Annotated in this window: 20 protein-coding genes; 15 read left to right on the top strand and 5 right to left on the bottom strand. The window is 72.6% G+C overall.

What is annotated here, in order from left to right; all coding sequences use genetic code 11:
* Nucleotides 1–24 precede the first annotated feature (24 nt).
* On the bottom strand, nucleotides 25–843 hold the full coding sequence (locus tag ACIQD7_RS20585) for a response regulator transcription factor (RefSeq protein WP_402443231.1): 819 nt from the start codon (nucleotides 841–843) through the stop codon (nucleotides 25–27).
* A 444-nt stretch (nucleotides 844–1,287) separates the two neighbouring features.
* Here ACIQD7_RS20585 and ACIQD7_RS20580 point away from each other — a divergent pair, with 444 nt between their 5' ends.
* The 7 genes from ACIQD7_RS20580 (at nucleotide 1,288) to ACIQD7_RS20550 (ending at nucleotide 5,619) form a co-directional block, all read left to right on the top strand.
* Nucleotides 1,288–1,542: a MoaD/ThiS family protein gene (locus tag ACIQD7_RS20580; RefSeq protein WP_161374566.1), complete on the top strand. Its 255-nt coding sequence runs from the start codon at nucleotides 1,288–1,290 to the stop codon at nucleotides 1,540–1,542.
* Nucleotides 1,543–1,553: 11 nt separating this feature from the next.
* Nucleotides 1,554–2,753, top strand: a complete 1,200-nt coding sequence (locus ACIQD7_RS20575) for a hypothetical protein (protein ID WP_402443228.1) — start codon at nucleotides 1,554–1,556, stop codon at nucleotides 2,751–2,753.
* A gap of 140 nt (nucleotides 2,754–2,893) precedes the next feature.
* Entirely contained in the window at nucleotides 2,894–3,580 is a 687-nt protein-coding gene (locus ACIQD7_RS20570) for a DUF2993 domain-containing protein (protein WP_121828042.1), read from the top strand.
* A 253-nt stretch (nucleotides 3,581–3,833) separates the two neighbouring features.
* A complete protein-coding gene (locus ACIQD7_RS20565; RefSeq protein WP_351229977.1) occupies nucleotides 3,834–3,914 on the top strand; it encodes an Ms5788A family Cys-rich leader peptide in 81 nt (26 codons plus the stop codon).
* A gap of 149 nt (nucleotides 3,915–4,063) precedes the next feature.
* Nucleotides 4,064–4,909, top strand: a complete 846-nt coding sequence (locus tag ACIQD7_RS20560) for a sulfurtransferase (RefSeq protein ID WP_121828043.1) — start codon at nucleotides 4,064–4,066, stop codon at nucleotides 4,907–4,909.
* Between the two features lie 53 nt (nucleotides 4,910–4,962).
* Nucleotides 4,963–5,250 (top strand): DUF1416 domain-containing protein, encoded by a 288-nt coding sequence (locus ACIQD7_RS20555; protein ID WP_030220952.1) that lies wholly within the window; start codon nucleotides 4,963–4,965, stop codon nucleotides 5,248–5,250.
* Nucleotides 5,251–5,355: 105 nt separating this feature from the next.
* Complete coding sequence (locus tag ACIQD7_RS20550; protein WP_161374568.1) at nucleotides 5,356–5,619, top strand: DUF3099 domain-containing protein; 264 nt, start codon at nucleotides 5,356–5,358, stop codon at nucleotides 5,617–5,619.
* Nucleotides 5,620–5,623: 4 nt separating this feature from the next.
* Here the strand turns inward: ACIQD7_RS20550 and ACIQD7_RS20545 are convergent, their stop codons facing one another.
* Nucleotides 5,624–5,986: a DsrE family protein gene (locus ACIQD7_RS20545; protein ID WP_121828046.1), complete on the bottom strand. Its 363-nt coding sequence runs from the start codon at nucleotides 5,984–5,986 to the stop codon at nucleotides 5,624–5,626.
* Nucleotides 5,987–6,161: 175 nt separating this feature from the next.
* Between ACIQD7_RS20545 and ACIQD7_RS20540 the strand changes: the two genes are divergently transcribed.
* The 6 genes from ACIQD7_RS20540 to ACIQD7_RS20515 all read left to right on the top strand — a co-directional run bounded on the left by ACIQD7_RS20540 (nucleotide 6,162) and on the right by ACIQD7_RS20515 (nucleotide 11,061).
* The gene (locus ACIQD7_RS20540; protein WP_402443225.1) at nucleotides 6,162–6,899 is read left to right on the top strand and encodes a hypothetical protein; all 738 of its coding nucleotides are present in this window, start codon (nucleotides 6,162–6,164) and stop codon (nucleotides 6,897–6,899) included.
* A 17-nt stretch (nucleotides 6,900–6,916) separates the two neighbouring features.
* Complete coding sequence (locus ACIQD7_RS20535) at nucleotides 6,917–7,771, top strand: hypothetical protein (protein ID WP_402443223.1); 855 nt, start codon at nucleotides 6,917–6,919, stop codon at nucleotides 7,769–7,771.
* The gene (locus ACIQD7_RS20530) at nucleotides 7,768–8,664 is read left to right on the top strand and encodes a hypothetical protein (protein WP_402443221.1); all 897 of its coding nucleotides are present in this window, start codon (nucleotides 7,768–7,770) and stop codon (nucleotides 8,662–8,664) included. Before ACIQD7_RS20535 ends, ACIQD7_RS20530 begins: the two co-directional genes overlap by 4 nt.
* Before the next feature lie 226 nt (nucleotides 8,665–8,890).
* Entirely contained in the window at nucleotides 8,891–9,463 is a 573-nt protein-coding gene (locus tag ACIQD7_RS20525; RefSeq protein WP_121828049.1) for an FABP family protein, read from the top strand.
* 60 nt (nucleotides 9,464–9,523) lie between these two features.
* Nucleotides 9,524–9,988, top strand: coding sequence for a Fur family transcriptional regulator (locus ACIQD7_RS20520; RefSeq protein ID WP_121828050.1), 465 nt, complete (start codon nucleotides 9,524–9,526; stop codon nucleotides 9,986–9,988).
* Nucleotides 9,989–10,080: 92 nt separating this feature from the next.
* Nucleotides 10,081–11,061: a folate-binding protein YgfZ gene (locus ACIQD7_RS20515; RefSeq protein WP_121828051.1), complete on the top strand. Its 981-nt coding sequence runs from the start codon at nucleotides 10,081–10,083 to the stop codon at nucleotides 11,059–11,061.
* 2 nt (nucleotides 11,062–11,063) lie between these two features.
* On the opposite strand, the gene dtd is transcribed toward ACIQD7_RS20515, so the two are convergent.
* Nucleotides 11,064–11,489, bottom strand: a complete 426-nt coding sequence (dtd, locus tag ACIQD7_RS20510; RefSeq protein WP_161372925.1) for a D-aminoacyl-tRNA deacylase — start codon at nucleotides 11,487–11,489, stop codon at nucleotides 11,064–11,066.
* Between the two features lie 129 nt (nucleotides 11,490–11,618).
* Here dtd and ACIQD7_RS20505 point away from each other — a divergent pair, with 129 nt between their 5' ends.
* Both ACIQD7_RS20505 and ACIQD7_RS20500 read left to right on the top strand, forming a co-directional pair.
* Complete coding sequence (locus ACIQD7_RS20505) at nucleotides 11,619–12,218, top strand: ABC transporter substrate-binding protein (protein ID WP_121828053.1); 600 nt, start codon at nucleotides 11,619–11,621, stop codon at nucleotides 12,216–12,218.
* A gap of 107 nt (nucleotides 12,219–12,325) precedes the next feature.
* A complete protein-coding gene (locus ACIQD7_RS20500) occupies nucleotides 12,326–13,570 on the top strand; it encodes a GNAT family N-acetyltransferase (protein WP_402443218.1) in 1,245 nt (414 codons plus the stop codon).
* Between the two features lie 37 nt (nucleotides 13,571–13,607).
* On the opposite strand, the gene ACIQD7_RS20495 is transcribed toward ACIQD7_RS20500, so the two are convergent.
* Entirely contained in the window at nucleotides 13,608–14,363 is a 756-nt protein-coding gene (locus tag ACIQD7_RS20495; RefSeq protein ID WP_402443217.1) for an ABC transporter permease, read from the bottom strand.
* Nucleotides 14,356–15,324, bottom strand: a complete 969-nt coding sequence (locus ACIQD7_RS20490; RefSeq protein ID WP_402443216.1) for an ATP-binding cassette domain-containing protein — start codon at nucleotides 15,322–15,324, stop codon at nucleotides 14,356–14,358. Before ACIQD7_RS20490 ends, ACIQD7_RS20495 begins: the two co-directional genes overlap by 8 nt.
* Nucleotides 15,325–15,568: the final 244 nt, after the last annotated feature.

Genomic DNA, 15,568 nt, shown 5'->3' with positions numbered 1-15,568 from the left:
GCGCGGCAGTCTACGCGGGGGGACCTACCTACCGGCAGGCCGCACTGTGGCGTCCGCCACGTTCCTGTCCTCCGAAGGGGTGACGTCCGCCGTGGCGTTCTTGACGCGGGCGGCCTCCTCCTTCGCGCGCGTGCCCTCCTTGGCCCGGGCCTCCTCGGCCGCCCGCTCCACCTTCTCGGGGGTCACGAAGCGGTAGCCGACGTTGCGGACGGTGCCGATGAGGGACTCGTGCTCGGGGCCGAGCTTCGCCCGCAGCCGCCGTACGTGGACGTCGACCGTACGGGTGCCGCCGAAGTAGTCGTACCCCCACACCTCCTGGAGGAGCTGCGCGCGCGTGAAGACCCGGCCCGGGTGCTGGGCGAGGTACTTCAGCAGCTCGAACTCCTTGAAGGTCAGGTCCAGGACCCGGCCCTTGAGCTTCGCGCTGTACGTCGCCTCGTCGACCGACAGGTCGCCGTTGCGGATCTCCATCGGGGAGTCGTCGGAGACGATCTGCTGGCGGCCCATGGCGAGCCGCAGCCGCGCCTCGACCTCGGCCGGCCCGGCCGTGTCGAGGAGGACGTCGTCGATGCCCCAGTCGGCGGTGACGGCCGCGAGGCCGCCCTCGGTGACGACGAGGATCAGCGGACAGCCGGGCCCGGTGGACCGCAGCAGCTGACAGAGCGAGCGGACCTGCGGGAGGTCGCGCCGGCCGTCGACGAGGATCACGTCCGCGCCGGGGGTGTCCACGAGGGCCGGGCCCTCGGCCGGGGCCACCCGGACGTTGTGCAGCAGCAGGCCGAGTGCGGGCAGCACCTCGGTCGACGGCTGGAGGGCGTTGGTCAGGAGGAGCAGTGAACTCATCGCCCACCACCTGCCCCGGTCGTGGTCATGCGATCGTGCTCGGTTCGCTCGCCCATAAGGTCGGTTCCTCCTCGGTCCCTGCGAGGACGTGCACTGCTTCGTACGGATCACTGCCTGCTCTCGCGCCCTGAGAGCTTTTGTTCATCCGTCCGTAACAACGGTCGGAAAACGCAAAAGGACCCGGTGGCTGCGTCGCCCGGATCCTCTGCCCAGCAGAATAGCCCACATGCGTTCCGGGCGAGAGGGCGGATTTCACATCGTGGATGTCTCTTGGCTCACTTCCCGCACCCGGAACGCAATGTTGCGCGCGCGTGAGGCGGCCGTGTCGCGCCGGTTCACGAACCCTCTCCCGTGAGGATCACCGGGACGGCGGTCACCGGTCCGGCCCACGCGCGCATGGCCCATCATGGGAGCGGCGCGCACACGAACGAAGGGAGCGCCGCTATGGCAGCGGGAACCATCCGCTACTGGGCCGCGGCCAAGGCGGCCGCCGGCGTCGCCGAGGAGCCGTACGCCGCCGAGCACCTGGCCGAGGCCCTGGACGCCGTCCGCGCGAAGCACCCGGGCGAGCTCGCCCAGGTCCTCCGGCGGTGCTCGTTCCTGGTCGACGGCGACCCCGTCGGCACCCGGAGCCATGAGACCGTACGGCTTGCCGAGGGCGGCACGGTCGAGGTGCTCCCCCCGTTCGCAGGAGGGTGAACCCCAGAGCAATGAGCAACGACCAGCACTACGGCGGGCAGCCGTACGACCCGTACGCGGGCGGACAGCAGGACCCCGACGTCACGCAGACGTGGGAGGGCCAGACCTGGGACACCCAGTACCAGCCGGCCGTCCAGCCCCGCCCGCAGGCACCCGGCCCGTACGAGCAGCCCTACGGGGGAGGGGGATACGGGGAGCAGCAGCAGTACGCGCCCCAGCAGCCGTACGGGACCGAGGGGTACGCGCCGCAGGCGTACGAGCAGGCGCAGCCCCGGGCGTACGAGCAGCAGGCGCCGCAGCCGCCGCAGTCCTACGAGCAGCCGTACGCGGGCGCGTACCAGGCGCAGCCCCAGCCGGTCGCCGCCCCGGTGCCCGCCCCGGTCGCCGCCGACCCCGCTCCGGTGGCCGACGGCGGCCCCGCCTACTCCTCGCCGACCACCTCGGGGAACACCCGGATCACCGACGCCCAGCGCGCCCGCGCCGAGGGCCGCTCGCCGATCATCGAGCCCGGGATGCAGCCCGCCGCCCTGACGGCGGTCCTCGGGCTGCTGCTCGCCGGCGGCGCCGCCCTCGGCCCGTACGGGCTGCTCGTCCCGCTCGTCCTGCTCCAGGGGCTCACCGCGGCCGGCTGGTTCCGGCTCAACGGCATGTGGCCCGCCCGGCAGGGCATCGCGCTCGCCTTCGCCGGCGGTCTCGTCGCCGACGGCGCCCTGCTCGCCGTCGGCCGGGAGAACGCCGCCCCCGCGATCCTGGGCACGCTCGGCGCCTGGGTGCTGCTCTGCCTCGTCCTCCAGCTGCGCAGCCACGCGGACCCGGACGAGCGGATGTACGGCCTGATGGCCACCGTCGCCTCGGCGGCGCTGACCGTGATCGCCACCGGGCACCTCGGCGCGGCCCCCGACGCGGTGGTCGTCGGCGGGGTCGCGGTCGCCGCCGCCGTCCTCGCCAAGGCGCTGCCGCTGCCGGGCCCGGTCTCCGTCGTCGCCGCGCTGCTCGCGTCGGCGGGCGCCGGGATCGCCGCCGGCGGCCTCACGGACCTGGGCGCGTCCGGGGCGCTGCTCGGCCTCGGCGCCGGGGTCTGCGCCCTGGTCGGGCTGCGGGCGGCGAGCTACGACTACCCGTCGCGGTTCGTCCACATGACCGCGGGCGTCGCGCTGCCGCTGACCGCCGCCGCGCCCGCCGTGTACCTCCTGGGGCGCGCCCTGGCCTGACGGGGCGACCTTCAGGGGTGACCCCCAGGGGTGACCCCGAACCGTCCCGGAGACCGTCCGGGCGCGGGAACCAACCGGACCCCCGGCACGTCGATCTTCGTGTCGGGGGTCGAAAACTTTCACGGGGGGACGCACATTCCATGCGAGCACTGCGGATTCTGCTCATCCTGGCCGTCGTCCTCGGCGGGATCTTCGTCGGGATCGACCGCCTCGCCGTGGCGTACGCGGAGTCGGAGGCGGCGGGCCGGATGAAGCTCTCCGGCGCGCAGAGCGAGGCGATCGAGGTCGACGTCAAGGGCTTCCCCTTCCTCACCCAGGTCGCCGCCAAGCGGCTCGACCGGGTCGACGTGCGGGCGACCGGCATCCAGGCGCGGGCCGGCGACCGGAAGATCCGGGTCGGCGAGCTGGACGTCGTCCTGCGGGACGTGACGGTGACCGGCGACTGGTCGGGCGCGACGGCGGGCTCCGCGAGCGGCACGGCTCTCATCTCGTACGCGGACCTCACCGCCGCGTCCGAGCGCGAGGCCACCGTGGCCTACGGCGGCAACGGCAAGGTGAAGGTCACCGGCAGCGTCGACGTCCTGGGGCGCACCCTGACCCGGACGGTCCTCTCGACGGTGTCCGTCGTGAACGGCGACACGATCCGGTTCCGCGCCGACGAGGTGCCCGGCGAGGGCATCCCGGGCGTGGAGGAGCTGGTCCGCGCCCGCACCGACTTCGAGCGTCCGCTCCACGTGCTCGCCGGGATGAAGGTGGAGAAGGTCGAGCCGCGCCCGGAGGGTCTGGTGGTCACGGTCTCGGGCAAGGACATAGCCCTGGCGGGCTGAGCCGCCCTGGGGAGGACCGCGCGGGGCCGGGGCGTCACGCGCGGCCCGGGGGCGCCGTGCGGGCTCTCCGCCTACCCGCTGGTCACATACTGAGACGGCACCGTCCGATCCGCAGAAACAGAACCGGACGCCCCGGTGCGGAGGCGCCCGGAGCCGTCCCGCGCCGTGATCACGTCTTGCATCTCGGACGATCGCGTCTCAAAATACGACACACCGGTGACACGGCCGCCTGTCCGTCCCTACGATCGTGGCCATGAAGCGACAGGCGGATCTCACGAAGCGGCGGGCAGTAGACCTGTGCCGCGTCGCCGCCATGCTCTGTCGCCCCGTCTGAGCGGGACGTCCGACCCCGCCTTCCTCACGGCCCGCCGACCGACGTCGGGGCCGCATCCCGCGCAGCCGTACGCCGTCGCCGCACGCTTCCGACGCGTACCCGCACCACCCCGCACCACACCGCCGCACACTGCCCCGGAGGAGAACAGCATGGCTCGCAGCGACGTCCTGGTCGACGCGGACTGGGTCGAGGCCAACCTCGACAACCCGCAGGTCGCCCTCGTCGAGGTCGACGAGGACACCTCGGCCTACGAGAAGAACCACATCCGCAACGCCATCCGCATCGACTGGACCCAGGACCTCCAGGACCCGGTCCGCCGCGACTTCATCGACCAGGAGGGCTTCGAGAAGCTCCTCTCGGCCAAGGGCATCGCGAACGACACCACGGTCGTGCTCTACGGCGGCAACAACAACTGGTTCGCCTCCTACGCCTACTGGTACTTCAAGCTCTACGGCCACCAGGACGTGAAGCTCCTCGACGGCGGCCGCAAGAAGTGGGAGCTCGACTCCCGCGACCTGGTCGACGGCTCCGAGGTCCCGAACCGCCCGGCCACCGAGTACAAGGCCAAGGCCCAGGACGCCTCGATCCGCGCCTTCCGCGACGACGTCGTGTCCGCGATCGGCGCCCAGAACCTGGTCGACGTGCGCTCGCCCGACGAGTTCTCCGGCAAGCTCCTCGCCCCGGCGCACCTCCCGCAGGAGCAGTCGCAGCGCCCCGGCCACGTGCCGAGCGCCCGCAACATCCCGTGGTCGAAGAACGCCAACGACGACGGCACCTTCAAGTCGGACGACGAGCTCAAGGCCCTCTACGAGGACGAGCAGGTCGACCTGGCGAAGGACACCATCGCCTACTGCCGCATCGGTGAGCGCTCCGCGCTCACGTGGTTCGTCCTGCACGAGCTGCTCGAGGTCCCGAACGTCAAGAACTACGACGGCTCGTGGACCGAGTACGGCTCCCTCGTCGGCGTGCCGATCGAGCTCGGCGCTGCCAAGTAATCCCTCCGGACCTCCCCTTCTTCCGGAACCCCCGACCGTAAGGACAGAACAGCATGTGTGGAGCGCAGCCCGGCGGCCCCGACGCCTCGACGATCAAGCCCGGTGAGACCACCATCCAGGGCTTCGTGACCAAGGACGGCGAGCCGGTCACCGGTTACGTCCGCCTCCTGGACTCGACCGGCGAGTTCACGGCCGAGGTTCCGACCTCCGCCACCGGACAGTTCCGCTTCTACGCGGCCGAGGGCACCTGGACCGTCCGCGCCCTGGTGCCGGGCGGCACCGCCGACCGCAAGGTCGTGGCGCAGAAGGGCGGTCTCGCGGAGGTCGCCATCGCGGTCTGATCCGCGACGCCTGATCGGCCGAAGGGCCGTGCCTCCTGGGGGGTTGGACGCCATTCCGGGACTTGGGGCACGGCCCTTCGGTCTGCCCGGACGTAGGCTGGAGACGTGTACGCACGCCGTCGCCACGCCTACTTCTGGATGATGGGCGCCTGCCTGGCACTCTTCGTGGGCGCCTGGGCCGTCGTGCGCCTCTTCTCGACGCCGGCGGCCGTCGCCATGTGCGTCGTCGCCATGCTCATCCCCCCGGTCGCCGCGATGACCGCCAACCGCCGGGGCCCGGACGACCGCTGGTGGGACGATCCGTCGGGCGATCCGCAGTCGGACGAGTGGTGGGACGAACTGGACGGCAAGAAGCGCCGGGAGCGCTAGGGGTTCAGTAGACGAGGGCCTGGGTCTCGTCCGCCGTCGCCTCCTGGACGAAGACCTGGGCGCCGGCGATGCGGACGCCGTTCAGGACGTCCTTCTCCGTGATGTCGCGGCGGGCCGCGCACTGCGTGCAGAGCGTCACGCGTCCGCCCGCCAGGATCGAGTCGAGCAGGTCCGGGAGCGGTGCGGCGTGCGGGAGTTCGAACTCGGCGGCCCGGCCCGGCAGGGCGAACCAGGCGGATTCGCCGGTCAGCCAGAGCGACACCTCGACCCCGCTGGCGACGGCCACGGCGGCCACCGTGAAGGCCTGCGAGCAGCGTTCGGGGGAATCCGCCCCCGCGGTCACCTTGATCACGAGCTTCTTCGCCATACACCGAACTGTAATGCGAAGCACCACAACCTCATGCACCCCTCACGTGTCAGGTGGGTGCACGGGTTACGGAATCCGTGCTTCAGGTCTCGTGGGGGGACTCTTGAACGACGAAGAAATCATCCCTGACCAGGGAAAAACGCCACCGGACGCGGCTCCGGAGGCGCCGCCCGCCGTGCCCGCCGCACGGCCCCGCCGCCGGGTCCTCCGTACGGTCGGGCTGATCGCCGTCGCCGCCGTCATCGGCCTCGTCGGCGGCACCGCCGTCGGCTACGGCGTCCAGGCCCAGCGCGAGCCGACCGCCCTTCCGCCGCTGAACCAGCCGGACCTCGCCCACCCGAAGCCCCTCCCGAAGGGGCAGAAGGCGAAGCCGCTCCCCGCCTCGGAGGACCTGCGGGCGAAGGCGCAGGGCGACCTGCGGAAGCTGCTGCTGCCGAAGCCCGCCGGGGCGAAGAAGGCCGAGTACGCCGACGCCGACGGCTGGATGGACGTCTCCCGGTTCGCCTCGGCGTTCGACCGGCCGAGCCGCGCCCTCGACTACCAGCTGGACCTGGGCATCCGGCGCGTCGCGGTCACCGCCTGGGCGACGGGCGAGCACCGGGAGGTCGAGATCCGGCTCGTCCAGTACCGCGCGAGCGACGTCCACGGGGCGGCGGATTTCGTCGAGGACCAGCAGGGCTACATGCCGGACGAGGACTTCGCCGAGAGCGAGGGCCAGGAGCTCAAGGGCTCCTCCAACGGCCGCTCCTACGTCTTCCCCGTGAAGCGGAAGGCCGGCTACCTCGACATGTACGAGGCCAGGGCCTACTTCTACCGCGGTGACATCGCGGTCGAGATCTTCGTCGTGGACACGAAGAAGATCTCCCAGAACGACATCCGTTCGCTGGCCGAGCGACAGCTGGGGCGCCTGTGAGTGAGGACCGGAACGACGTGACCGACCCCGTGAACGACCCCGCCCCCGTGCCCGTGGCCGAAGGGACGGGCGAGCCGCAGCCGCCGGCGGAGACGGAGACGCCGAAGAAGAGGCGCGCCCGCCGCGTCCTGCTCGGCGTCGTCCTGCCCTCCGTGCTCGTCCTCGGCCTGATCGGCGGCGGCGTCACGTACACCGCCCTCACGGTCTCCTCCGCCGACCGCACCGCGCCGACACAGGTGTGGGGCGGGGCGAAGCGGACCGCGCACGACGAGGACCCGGCCGCCGCCCTGATGCGCGGCAAGGCCGGGACGCCGCTGAGCAAGCTCCTCCTGCCGATTCCCGAGGGGTACGAGCCCGGCCCCGACGAGCAGCTGTACGGCAACGACGGCGAACTCGGCGCCGCGGACGCCACCGCGCTGATGAAGCGCGCGGGCGAGGGCCTCTCCGGCAAGAAGCGCCGCGCGTTCGAGAAGGACATCGACAGGCTCGGCATCGAGGGCATCGGCGTCCGCTCCTTCGCCGACCCGTCCGACGACCTCGTCGTCTCCGTCCAGATCGCGCGGATGAAGGACAAGAAGCGGATCAAGGACACCTACCGGCTGCGCAAGGAGGTCATGGACTTCCTCGAGTTCCCGAAGGGGCCCAAGGTGAAGGACCACCGTAACGCCGTCTGCTACACCGCGCCCGAGGACAAGGAGCTGGACAAGGAGGAGCGGGCCGTGGCGCTGGAGCACATGATCTGCCTCGCGTACGACTCCGAGGTCTTCGTCACCCTCACGGCGGCGGGCGCGAAACCGTTCGACGAGGCACGCGTGGCGGGCCTCCTGAAGCAGCAGCTCGACCACATCGAGTCCCCGGGGGAGTACGTATGACCGAGCAGGCCCTGACTCCGGCGCCACCCGCGCCTCCCACGGCCGCACCCGCGCCCGCCGAGGAAACGGCACCCGCACCCGGCACCGAAGCCGAAGCGGCGCCCGCACCCGCACCCGCGACCGCGCCGAAGCCGAAGAAGTCCCGCCGCCCCCTCCTCCTGGGCATCGCCCGCTGGACCGCCGCCGTGCTCGTCTGCGGAGGCGTCGGCGCCGGTACGGCCCTGGGGATCACCGGCATGGAGCGTACCGACGTGCCGGGCCTCGCGACCGAGTCCGACGGCCGCTGGGACTACCCGAAGCTCGCCCTCCCGGCGCTGCCCGAGGACGCCCCGCGCCCGTGGACCGAGGGCAACGCGGGCGAGATCCACCACGCCGACCTGCGGAAGCTCCTGCTGCCCGCCCCGGCGGGCGCCACCGTCGACCCCCGCCTGAGCGGCGGCTGGGCCGGCCTCGACTCGTACCTCGCGCTGCTCCCGCAGAAGGACCGCGGCGAGGTGAAGGAGTACACGGCCGACTCGGCGCTCCGGCACGTCGCCGCCCGCGGCTGGACCACGCCGGACGGCACGACCACCCGGGTGCACCTGCTGCGCTTCGCGTCGGTGGCGTTCGCGGAGGACTTCAAGGACGAGACGATGGAGGCGGTCTCCAAGAGCAGCCGGCTGCCCCTCGGCGTCGAGGAGGCGGCGATCGACACGTCCCTGAAGGACGTCGACGTCCCCTACCTCTCCCTCTACGCCTACGCGGAGACGGCGCCGCACGGCCCCGAGCAGACCCGGTGGGCCTACATCCAGGCCGGGGACACGGTCGGGGTGGTCACCCAGACCCGTAAGGGCGGGACCCTGACCGTGCCGTTCCAGCAGACCGTCGGACTCCAGGCGCAGCTGCTCGGCTGACCGTCCCCGAGACCCACCTCACCGAGTGGGCCGGACCCCGGGCCACTAAGCTGGGGTCCGGCCCGTTCCGCCTTCACACCTCAGTCGAGGAGCATTCCGTGATCATTTTCTTCGAAGCTCTGCTGGTCCTGGTCTGCGTCGGCGTACTCGCCTTCACCGGCCTGGCCGTGAAGAAGCTGTACCAGGGCCAGCGGTAATCCACCTCTAGAGAACGCCAGAGCTGCTCATGATCGAGATTCCGTCCGACCTCAACCCGGACCTCGTCCCCCTCGCGTTCCTGCTCGGCACGTGGGAGGGCGCGGGCGTCTCCGACTTCCCCGGCGCCGAGAAGTGCAACTTCGGCCAGTCCGTGACCTTCAGCCACGACGGCCGGGACTTCCTGGAGTACCGGTCGCACTCCTGGGTCCTGGACGACGAGGGCAACAAGGTCCGCCCGCTGGAGAGCGAGAGCGGTTACTGGCGGATCGACAAGGACCGCAAGGTCGAGGTCGTCATGGTCCGCGACCAGGGCGTCGTCGAGATCTGGTACGGCGAGCTCGCCGACCAGAAGCCGCAGATCGACCTGGTGACGGACGCCGTCGCCCGGACCGCGGCCTCCGGCCCGTACAGCGGCGGCAAGCGTCTGTACGGCTACGTCAAGAGCGACCTGATGTGGGTGGGCGAGAAGGCGACCCCCGAGGTTCCGCTCCGCCCGTACATGTCGGCGCACCTGAAGAAGGTCGTCACGCCGGAGGAGGTCGCGGAGATGGCCCGCAACCTGCCCGACATGCCGGACGACGGCATCGCCTTCTTCCGTTAGACGAGCGTCCGCCGGACGAAGGCCTGGGGTCGTGCGCCGCGCCCTCCTACACTGGGGGGCGTGGTGAGCACCGACTGGAAGAGCGACCTGCGGCAGCGCGGCTACCGGCTGACGCCGCAGCGCCAGCTTGTCCTGGAGGCCGTCGACGCGCTGGAGCACGCGACGCCCGACGACATCCTCTGCGAGGTCCGCAAGACGGCCTCCGGGGTGAACATCTCCACCGTGTACCGGACCCTGGAGCTCCTGGAGGAGCTCGGGCTCGTCAGCCACGCGCACCTGGGGCACGGGGCGCCGACGTACCACCTCGCCGACCGGCACCACCACCTCCACCTGGTCTGCCGGGACTGCTCCGGAGTGATCGAGGCGGACGTCGAGGTGGCCGCCGAGTTCACCGGCAAGCTCCGTGAGACCTTCGGCTTCGAGACGGACATGAAGCACTTCGCGATCTTCGGGCGGTGCGGGGACTGCGCCGCGAGGAAGCGTGCGGAGCTCCCGGACGCGGGGGAGCCCCCGGCGGGCGGGTAGGGCCCCGGGCCGTCCTCCCGTACAACGGGTCGGCTTCCGTACCACCCCCGTACGCCCGACCGGCCCTGGACACGGAGTCGTAGGCTTTCCCCATGCAGCGACATTCAACGACCAGCCCCCTGCTGTCCCTGCCCGGAGCCGTCGCCGCCGAGGGGCGCGACGAGGGCGTCGCCGCGCACTACGGCGACCTGTTCCGCGAGCAGCGCGCCCTCTCCGGGGGCGAGGGCTTCGTCGACCTCTCGCACCGCGGCGTCGTCGCCGTCTCCGGCGACGACCGGCTGAGCTGGCTGCACCTGCTGCTCACCCAGTACATGACCGACCTGCCGCCCGGACGGGCCACCGAGGCGCTGGTCCTCTCCGCGAACGGGCACATCGAGCACGCCCTCTACCTCGTCGACGACGGCGAGACGGTGTGGGCGCACGTCGAGCCGGGCACGCAGGGCGAGCTGATCGCCTATCTGGAGTCGATGAAGTTCTTCTACCGGGTGGAGGTCGCCGACCGCACGGAGGACACCGCCGTCGTCCACCTCCCGGCCGGCTCCATCGCCGAGGTGCCCGAGGGGGCCGTCGTACGGGAGACCGCGCACGGCCGCGACCTGTTCCTGCCCCGTGCGGACCTGGAGTCCTTCGCGGCCTCGCACGGCCCGGCGGCCGGGATCCTCGCGTACGAGGCGCTGCGGGTCGAGGCGTACCGGCCGCGGCTCGGCTTCGAGACCGACCACCGGACCATCCCGCACGAGATCGGCCTCATCGGCAGCGCCGTCCACCTCCAGAAGGGCTGCTACCGGGGGCAGGAGACCGTCGCCCGCGTGCAGAACCTGGGGAAGCCGCCGCGCCGCCTGGTCTTCCTGCACCTGGACGGCAGCGAGGTGCTCCTGCCGGGCCACGGCACCCCGGTGCGGCTCGCGTCCGACGGCGAGGACGGGCGCCAGCTCGGCTTCGTGACCACCGCCGTCCGCCACCACGAGCTGGGCCCGATCGCCCTCGCCCTGGTCAAGCGGAACGTTCCTGTGGACGCGCCCCTGGTCGTCGGGACGACGGCGGCGGCGCAGGAGACCGTCGTCGAGCCCTAGCCTCAGACCTCGATCAGGACCGTGAACGGGCCGTGGTTCGTGAGCGAGACGCGCATGTCCGCTCCGAAGCGGCCCGTCTCCACGTGCGCGCCCAGCTCGCGCAGCCGGTCCACGACCTCGTCCACGAGGGGCTCGGCGACCGGGCCGGGCGCGGCCGCGTTCCAGGTGGGGCGGCGGCCCTTGCGGGCGTCTCCGTAGAGGGTGAACTGGGAGATCACGAGCAGCGGCGCGTTCACGTCGGAGCACGACTTCTCGTCGTCCAGCACCCGGACGGACCAGAGCTTTCTGGCCAATTGGGCGGCCTTCTCCGGGGTGTCGTCATGGGTCACCCCGACCAGGACGCACAGCCCCTCGCCCTCGATCTCACCGACGGTCTCCCCTGCGACGACGACGCGCGCGCCGTCGACCCTCTGCACCACTGCTCGCATGGGCCCCAACCTACCCACCCGAACGCGGGAGGGGCCGAACGGGTGCAGAGCGCCTGCACGCGCACGGGTGGGAGTGGCACCATGCCTGTCAGGCGGTGCGGCTCCGCACCGGTCGAGGGGACGAAACTCATGAGTGCACCTGGCACCGGACCCACGCCGTCCGGTCCCGTACCGCTGGCGCGGGCCGGCGGTTCCTCCGTGACGCGGCCGCCCGCGCAGCGGACCTCCGAGCCCGCCCTGCCGGACCGGGCGCAGCCGGACCTCGGCACGCTGAGGCTGCCCGAGCTGCGCGCGCTGCGCCGGGACGTCCAGAGCGACGAGGCCGACCTGAGCTACGTGCGGCGGATGCTCCAGGGCCGGATCGACATCCTGCGGGCCGAGCTGGCGCGCCGGACCGACCCGGAGGCGCCGGTCCTCGACCGGCTCTCGGAGATCCTCGCCGACGTGCCCTCGCGGCACCGCAGTTCGGCCCGGCACGTGACGCTGTCGACGCCGCGCGGGGAGGAGTACCGGCGGCTCGCGGCCGAGATGCTGTCCGAGGTCGAGCTGTCGGACCTGACGGCCCGTACGGACGACGAACTGCACGCGGGGATGGGGCGGCTCGCGGGGTACGAGCAGCAGGTCTCCCGGCGTCGGCAGCAGCTCCAGCGGACGGCCGACGACTGCGGCGCGGAGATCGCCCGCCGGTACCGGGAGGGCGAGGCGCAGGTCGACGACCTGCTGGCCTGAGGCGCCCCGGACGGCTCCCGGGCCGCTCCCGGGGCAGTCCCGCGGCCGCTCCCCGGGCGGTCGAAAATCCGGTGCGGGTCGGTCGGGGGCCTGCGTAGGGTCGGAGGATGACTGTCGACATACGCGCGGTGACGGAGTCCGAGTTCCCCGACTGGCTGCGGGGCCTGCGCACCGGTTTCCTCCGCCCGCCCGTCGTGCCCGGCGGGGACGTGGCCGACCGGCTGCCGCACACGGACCTGGCGCGGACCCTCGGGGCGTTCGACCGGGACCGGGTCGTCGCCACCTTCCGCTCGTTCCGGCAGGAGGTCAGCACGGTCGGCGGGGGGAGTCTCCCCGCCGACGCGATCACCCAGGTGACGGTCTCGCCGACGCACCGGCGCCAGGGCCTGCTGAGCCGCATGATGGCCGCCGACCTGGCGGTCGCGAAGGAGCGGGGCGACGCGCTCGCGACCCTGATCGCCGCCGAGTACCCGATCTACGGCCGGTTCGGCTTCGGCCCGGCGAGCTGGGTCACCGAGTGGAGCGTGGACCTGCGGCGGACCGGGCTCGACCCGCGCCGCTCGGGCCGCCCCGGGGACGGCGGCCGCGTCGACCTGTCCGACGGCGACGAGATCCGCAAGATCGGTCCCGAGCTGCACCGCCGGTTCGCCGGGGTCCGGGCCGGGGTCACCGACCGGACCGAGCGCACCTGGGCGCAGGGCACCGGCCTCGGCTTCCAGCTCGACCCGTGGACGGAGCCGTACTACGCGGTGTACCGGTCGGAGTCCGGCGAGCCCGAGGGGTTCGTGTCGTACCGCACCGACGACAAGTGGGACGACACCAAGCAGCCGGTGAACACCGCGATCGTGCGGGACCTGGTCGCCGTCACCCCGGCCGCCGAGCGCGCCCTGTGGCTCTACCTCTGCTCGCTCGACTGGGTGACCACCCTGCGCTCCGGCTACCGCGCGCCCGACGACCCGCTGCCGGACCTCCTGCCGGACCCGCGCGCGGCGAGGACGGTGACCCACGCGGACATGCTGTGGGTCCGGGCCCTGGACGTGCCCCGGTTCCTGGAGGGCCGCGCGTATCCGGTGGCGGACGGCCTCGTCCTGGACGTGCGGGACGCGGACGGCCTCGCGGGCGGGCGCTTCCGCCTCGACGCCTCGCCGGAGGGCGCCTCCTGCGTCCGTACGGACGCGTCCGCCGACCTCGTCCTGGACGTCGCGGAGCTGGGGACGCTGGCGTTCGGCGACCGGTCGGCGGTACGGCTCGCCCGGCTCGGGCGCGTCGAGGAGGCGACGGCCGGCGCGGCGGCCCGCGCCGACCTGCTGTTCCGCACGCCGCTGCGGCCGTTCTCGCCCGACATCTTCTGAGCCGTTCCCCGGGGTTCAGCGGGGTCGGAAGCGTAATTCAGCGGGTCCGCAGGCGGAACAGGAAGCCGGAGGCGACGACCGCCAGGGCCAGCAGGGCCGCGCACCAGCCCAGCGCGATCCACGGCGCGTCACCGGCCGGCAGGCCGAGCAGCAGGCCGCGCATCGATTCGATGAGCGGGGTCACCGGCTGGTGCTCGGCGAAGCCGTGCAGCCAGCTCGGCATGGTGTCGATGGGGACGAACGCGCTGCTCGGGTACGGCAGGAACATCATGAAGAAGGTGATGGCCCCGGCCGCCTCCGGTGTCCTCGCGACGAGCCCGAGGGCCGCCGACAGCCAGGAGACGGTGGTGATCCAGGCGAGCAGCAGCCCGATCGCCGCGCACCAGCCGGCGGCGGTCCCGGCCGGGCGGAAGCCGATGGTGAAGGCCACGCCGAGGACGAGACCGGTGGAGAGCGCGTTGCGGACGACGGTGGCGGCGACGTGCCCGGCGAGGAACGGCGTGCCGCCGACGTCGAGCGTGCGGAAGCGGTCGACGACCCCGAGCCGCATGTCCTCGCTGACGCCGACGGCGGTGCTCGCCGCGCCGAATCCGGCGCAGAGGACGAGGACGCCGGGGACGACGTAGGTGACGTACCGGGTGCCGGTCTCGATGGCTCCGCCGAAGAAGTAGACGAAGACCAGCATCAGCATGATCGGCAGCATCATCGAGGTGACGATCGCGTCCGGGTTGCGGCGGCTGATCCGGATGCCGCGGCCGGCGAGGACGCTCGCGGCGGTGAGGGCTTCAGACACGGCTGGGCTCCTTGCCGCCGTTCGTGGCGGAGGTGTCGGTGAGGGCGAGGAAGACGTCGTCGAGCGTGGCGGTGTGGAGGGTGAAGCGGGCGATGTCCCGGCGCTCCGGGTCGAGGACGTCGAGCAGTTCGCGGACGTGGGCGGCGCTGCCGTCGGTGGGGACGCCGAGGGAGAGGGCGGCGGGGGCGGCGGTGGCCGTACGGCCGGGGGCGGCGGCGGTGAGCCGCAGGTAGCCCTCCTGGTCCCGGGCGACGAGGTCGAGCCGGTGTCCGGCGTAGCGCGACTTGAGTGCGGCAGGGGTGCCGGTGGCAAGGGTGCGGCCCTTGCCGAGGACGGTGATCAGGCCGGCGAGCCGGTCGGCCTCCTCCAGGTACTGGGTGGTGAGGAAGACCGTCGTGCCGGCGGCGGAGAGTTCGCGGACCGCGCTCCACAGCTCCTGGCGGCTGCGCGGGTCGAGGCCGGTGGTGGGCTCGTCGAGGAACATCACCCGGGTGGTGCCGGGGTCGCGGACGAGGCCCGCGGCGAGGTCGAGGCGGCGGCGCATCCCGCCCGAGTAGGTCTTGGTGAGGCGGTCACCGGCGTCCGCGAGGCCGAAGCGTTCGAGGAGTTCGGCGGCGCGGCGGGCGGCGGCGGGCCGGGAGAGCCCGGAGAGCCGGGCCACGGTCCGCAGGTTCTCGGCGCCGGTCTGGGTCTCGTCGACGGCGGCGAACTGGCCGGTGAGGCTGATCGCGCGGCGGACCCGGGAGCGTTCGGCGACGATGTCGTGCCCCGCGACGCGCGCGTGGCCGGCGTCGGGCGCGGTGAGGGTGGCGAGGATCCGGACGGTGGTGGTCTTCCCGGCGCCGTTGGGGCCGAGCAGGGCGAAGACGGACCCCTCGGCGACCCGCAGGTCGAGGGCGTCGAGAACGCGGACGGAGCCGTGGCTCTTGGACAGGCCGGTGGCTTCGACGGCCGTGGGCATGGCGTACTCCCTGGGCTCGCTGGAGGGCACGACGGAATGCCGCGCCGGTACTGCGTATGCCTTACGCGTTACTGTGTAAGGGTTACGCATTACTAGGATGTCCGTCAAGCACGGGGCCCTGCGGGCGGGGCCGCGGCGCGTGCGGCGCGGGTGCGGTGCGGCTTGTGTCGTACGAGCGGTGCGGTGCGGTGTGTGCCGTACGGGCGGTGCGGGCTGTGCGCGTCCTGCGGGGCGAGGCGTACGA

Origin of the sequence: Streptomyces sp. NPDC093071, from assembly GCF_044754545.1 — a bacterium.
In the GTDB taxonomy this organism is placed as follows: Bacteria; Actinomycetota; Actinomycetes; order Streptomycetales; family Streptomycetaceae; genus Streptomyces.
This window is presented reverse-complemented; position numbering and strand designations above follow the sequence as displayed.

What these genes read in the sequence shown, in the direction of transcription:
- ACIQD7_RS20525 (WP_121828049.1), top strand. Translation starts at nt 8,891, where the DNA reads ATGATCGAGATTCCGTCCGACCTCAACCCGGACCTCGTCCCCCTCGCG.
- ACIQD7_RS20515 (WP_121828051.1), top strand. Translation starts at nt 10,081, where the DNA reads ATGCAGCGACATTCAACGACCAGCCCCCTGCTGTCCCTGCCCGGAGCC.
- ACIQD7_RS20575 (WP_402443228.1), top strand. Translation starts at nt 1,554, where the DNA reads ATGAGCAACGACCAGCACTACGGCGGGCAGCCGTACGACCCGTACGCG.
- ACIQD7_RS20545 (WP_121828046.1), bottom strand. Translation starts at nt 5,986, where the DNA reads ATGGCGAAGAAGCTCGTGATCAAGGTGACCGCGGGGGCGGATTCCCCC.
- ACIQD7_RS20490 (WP_402443216.1), bottom strand. Translation starts at nt 15,324, where the DNA reads ATGCCCACGGCCGTCGAAGCCACCGGCCTGTCCAAGAGCCACGGCTCC.
- ACIQD7_RS20580 (WP_161374566.1), top strand. Translation starts at nt 1,288, where the DNA reads ATGGCAGCGGGAACCATCCGCTACTGGGCCGCGGCCAAGGCGGCCGCC.
- ACIQD7_RS20560 (WP_121828043.1), top strand. Translation starts at nt 4,064, where the DNA reads ATGGCTCGCAGCGACGTCCTGGTCGACGCGGACTGGGTCGAGGCCAAC.
- ACIQD7_RS20530 (WP_402443221.1), top strand. Translation starts at nt 7,768, where the DNA reads ATGACCGAGCAGGCCCTGACTCCGGCGCCACCCGCGCCTCCCACGGCC.
- ACIQD7_RS20585 (WP_402443231.1), bottom strand. Translation starts at nt 843, where the DNA reads ATGAGTTCACTGCTCCTCCTGACCAACGCCCTCCAGCCGTCGACCGAG.
- ACIQD7_RS20505 (WP_121828053.1), top strand. Translation starts at nt 11,619, where the DNA reads ATGAGTGCACCTGGCACCGGACCCACGCCGTCCGGTCCCGTACCGCTG.
- dtd (WP_161372925.1), bottom strand. Translation starts at nt 11,489, where the DNA reads ATGCGAGCAGTGGTGCAGAGGGTCGACGGCGCGCGCGTCGTCGTCGCA.
- ACIQD7_RS20500 (WP_402443218.1), top strand. Translation starts at nt 12,326, where the DNA reads ATGACTGTCGACATACGCGCGGTGACGGAGTCCGAGTTCCCCGACTGG.
- ACIQD7_RS20555 (WP_030220952.1), top strand. Translation starts at nt 4,963, where the DNA reads ATGTGTGGAGCGCAGCCCGGCGGCCCCGACGCCTCGACGATCAAGCCC.
- ACIQD7_RS20565 (WP_351229977.1), top strand. Translation starts at nt 3,834, where the DNA reads ATGAAGCGACAGGCGGATCTCACGAAGCGGCGGGCAGTAGACCTGTGC.
- ACIQD7_RS20570 (WP_121828042.1), top strand. Translation starts at nt 2,894, where the DNA reads ATGCGAGCACTGCGGATTCTGCTCATCCTGGCCGTCGTCCTCGGCGGG.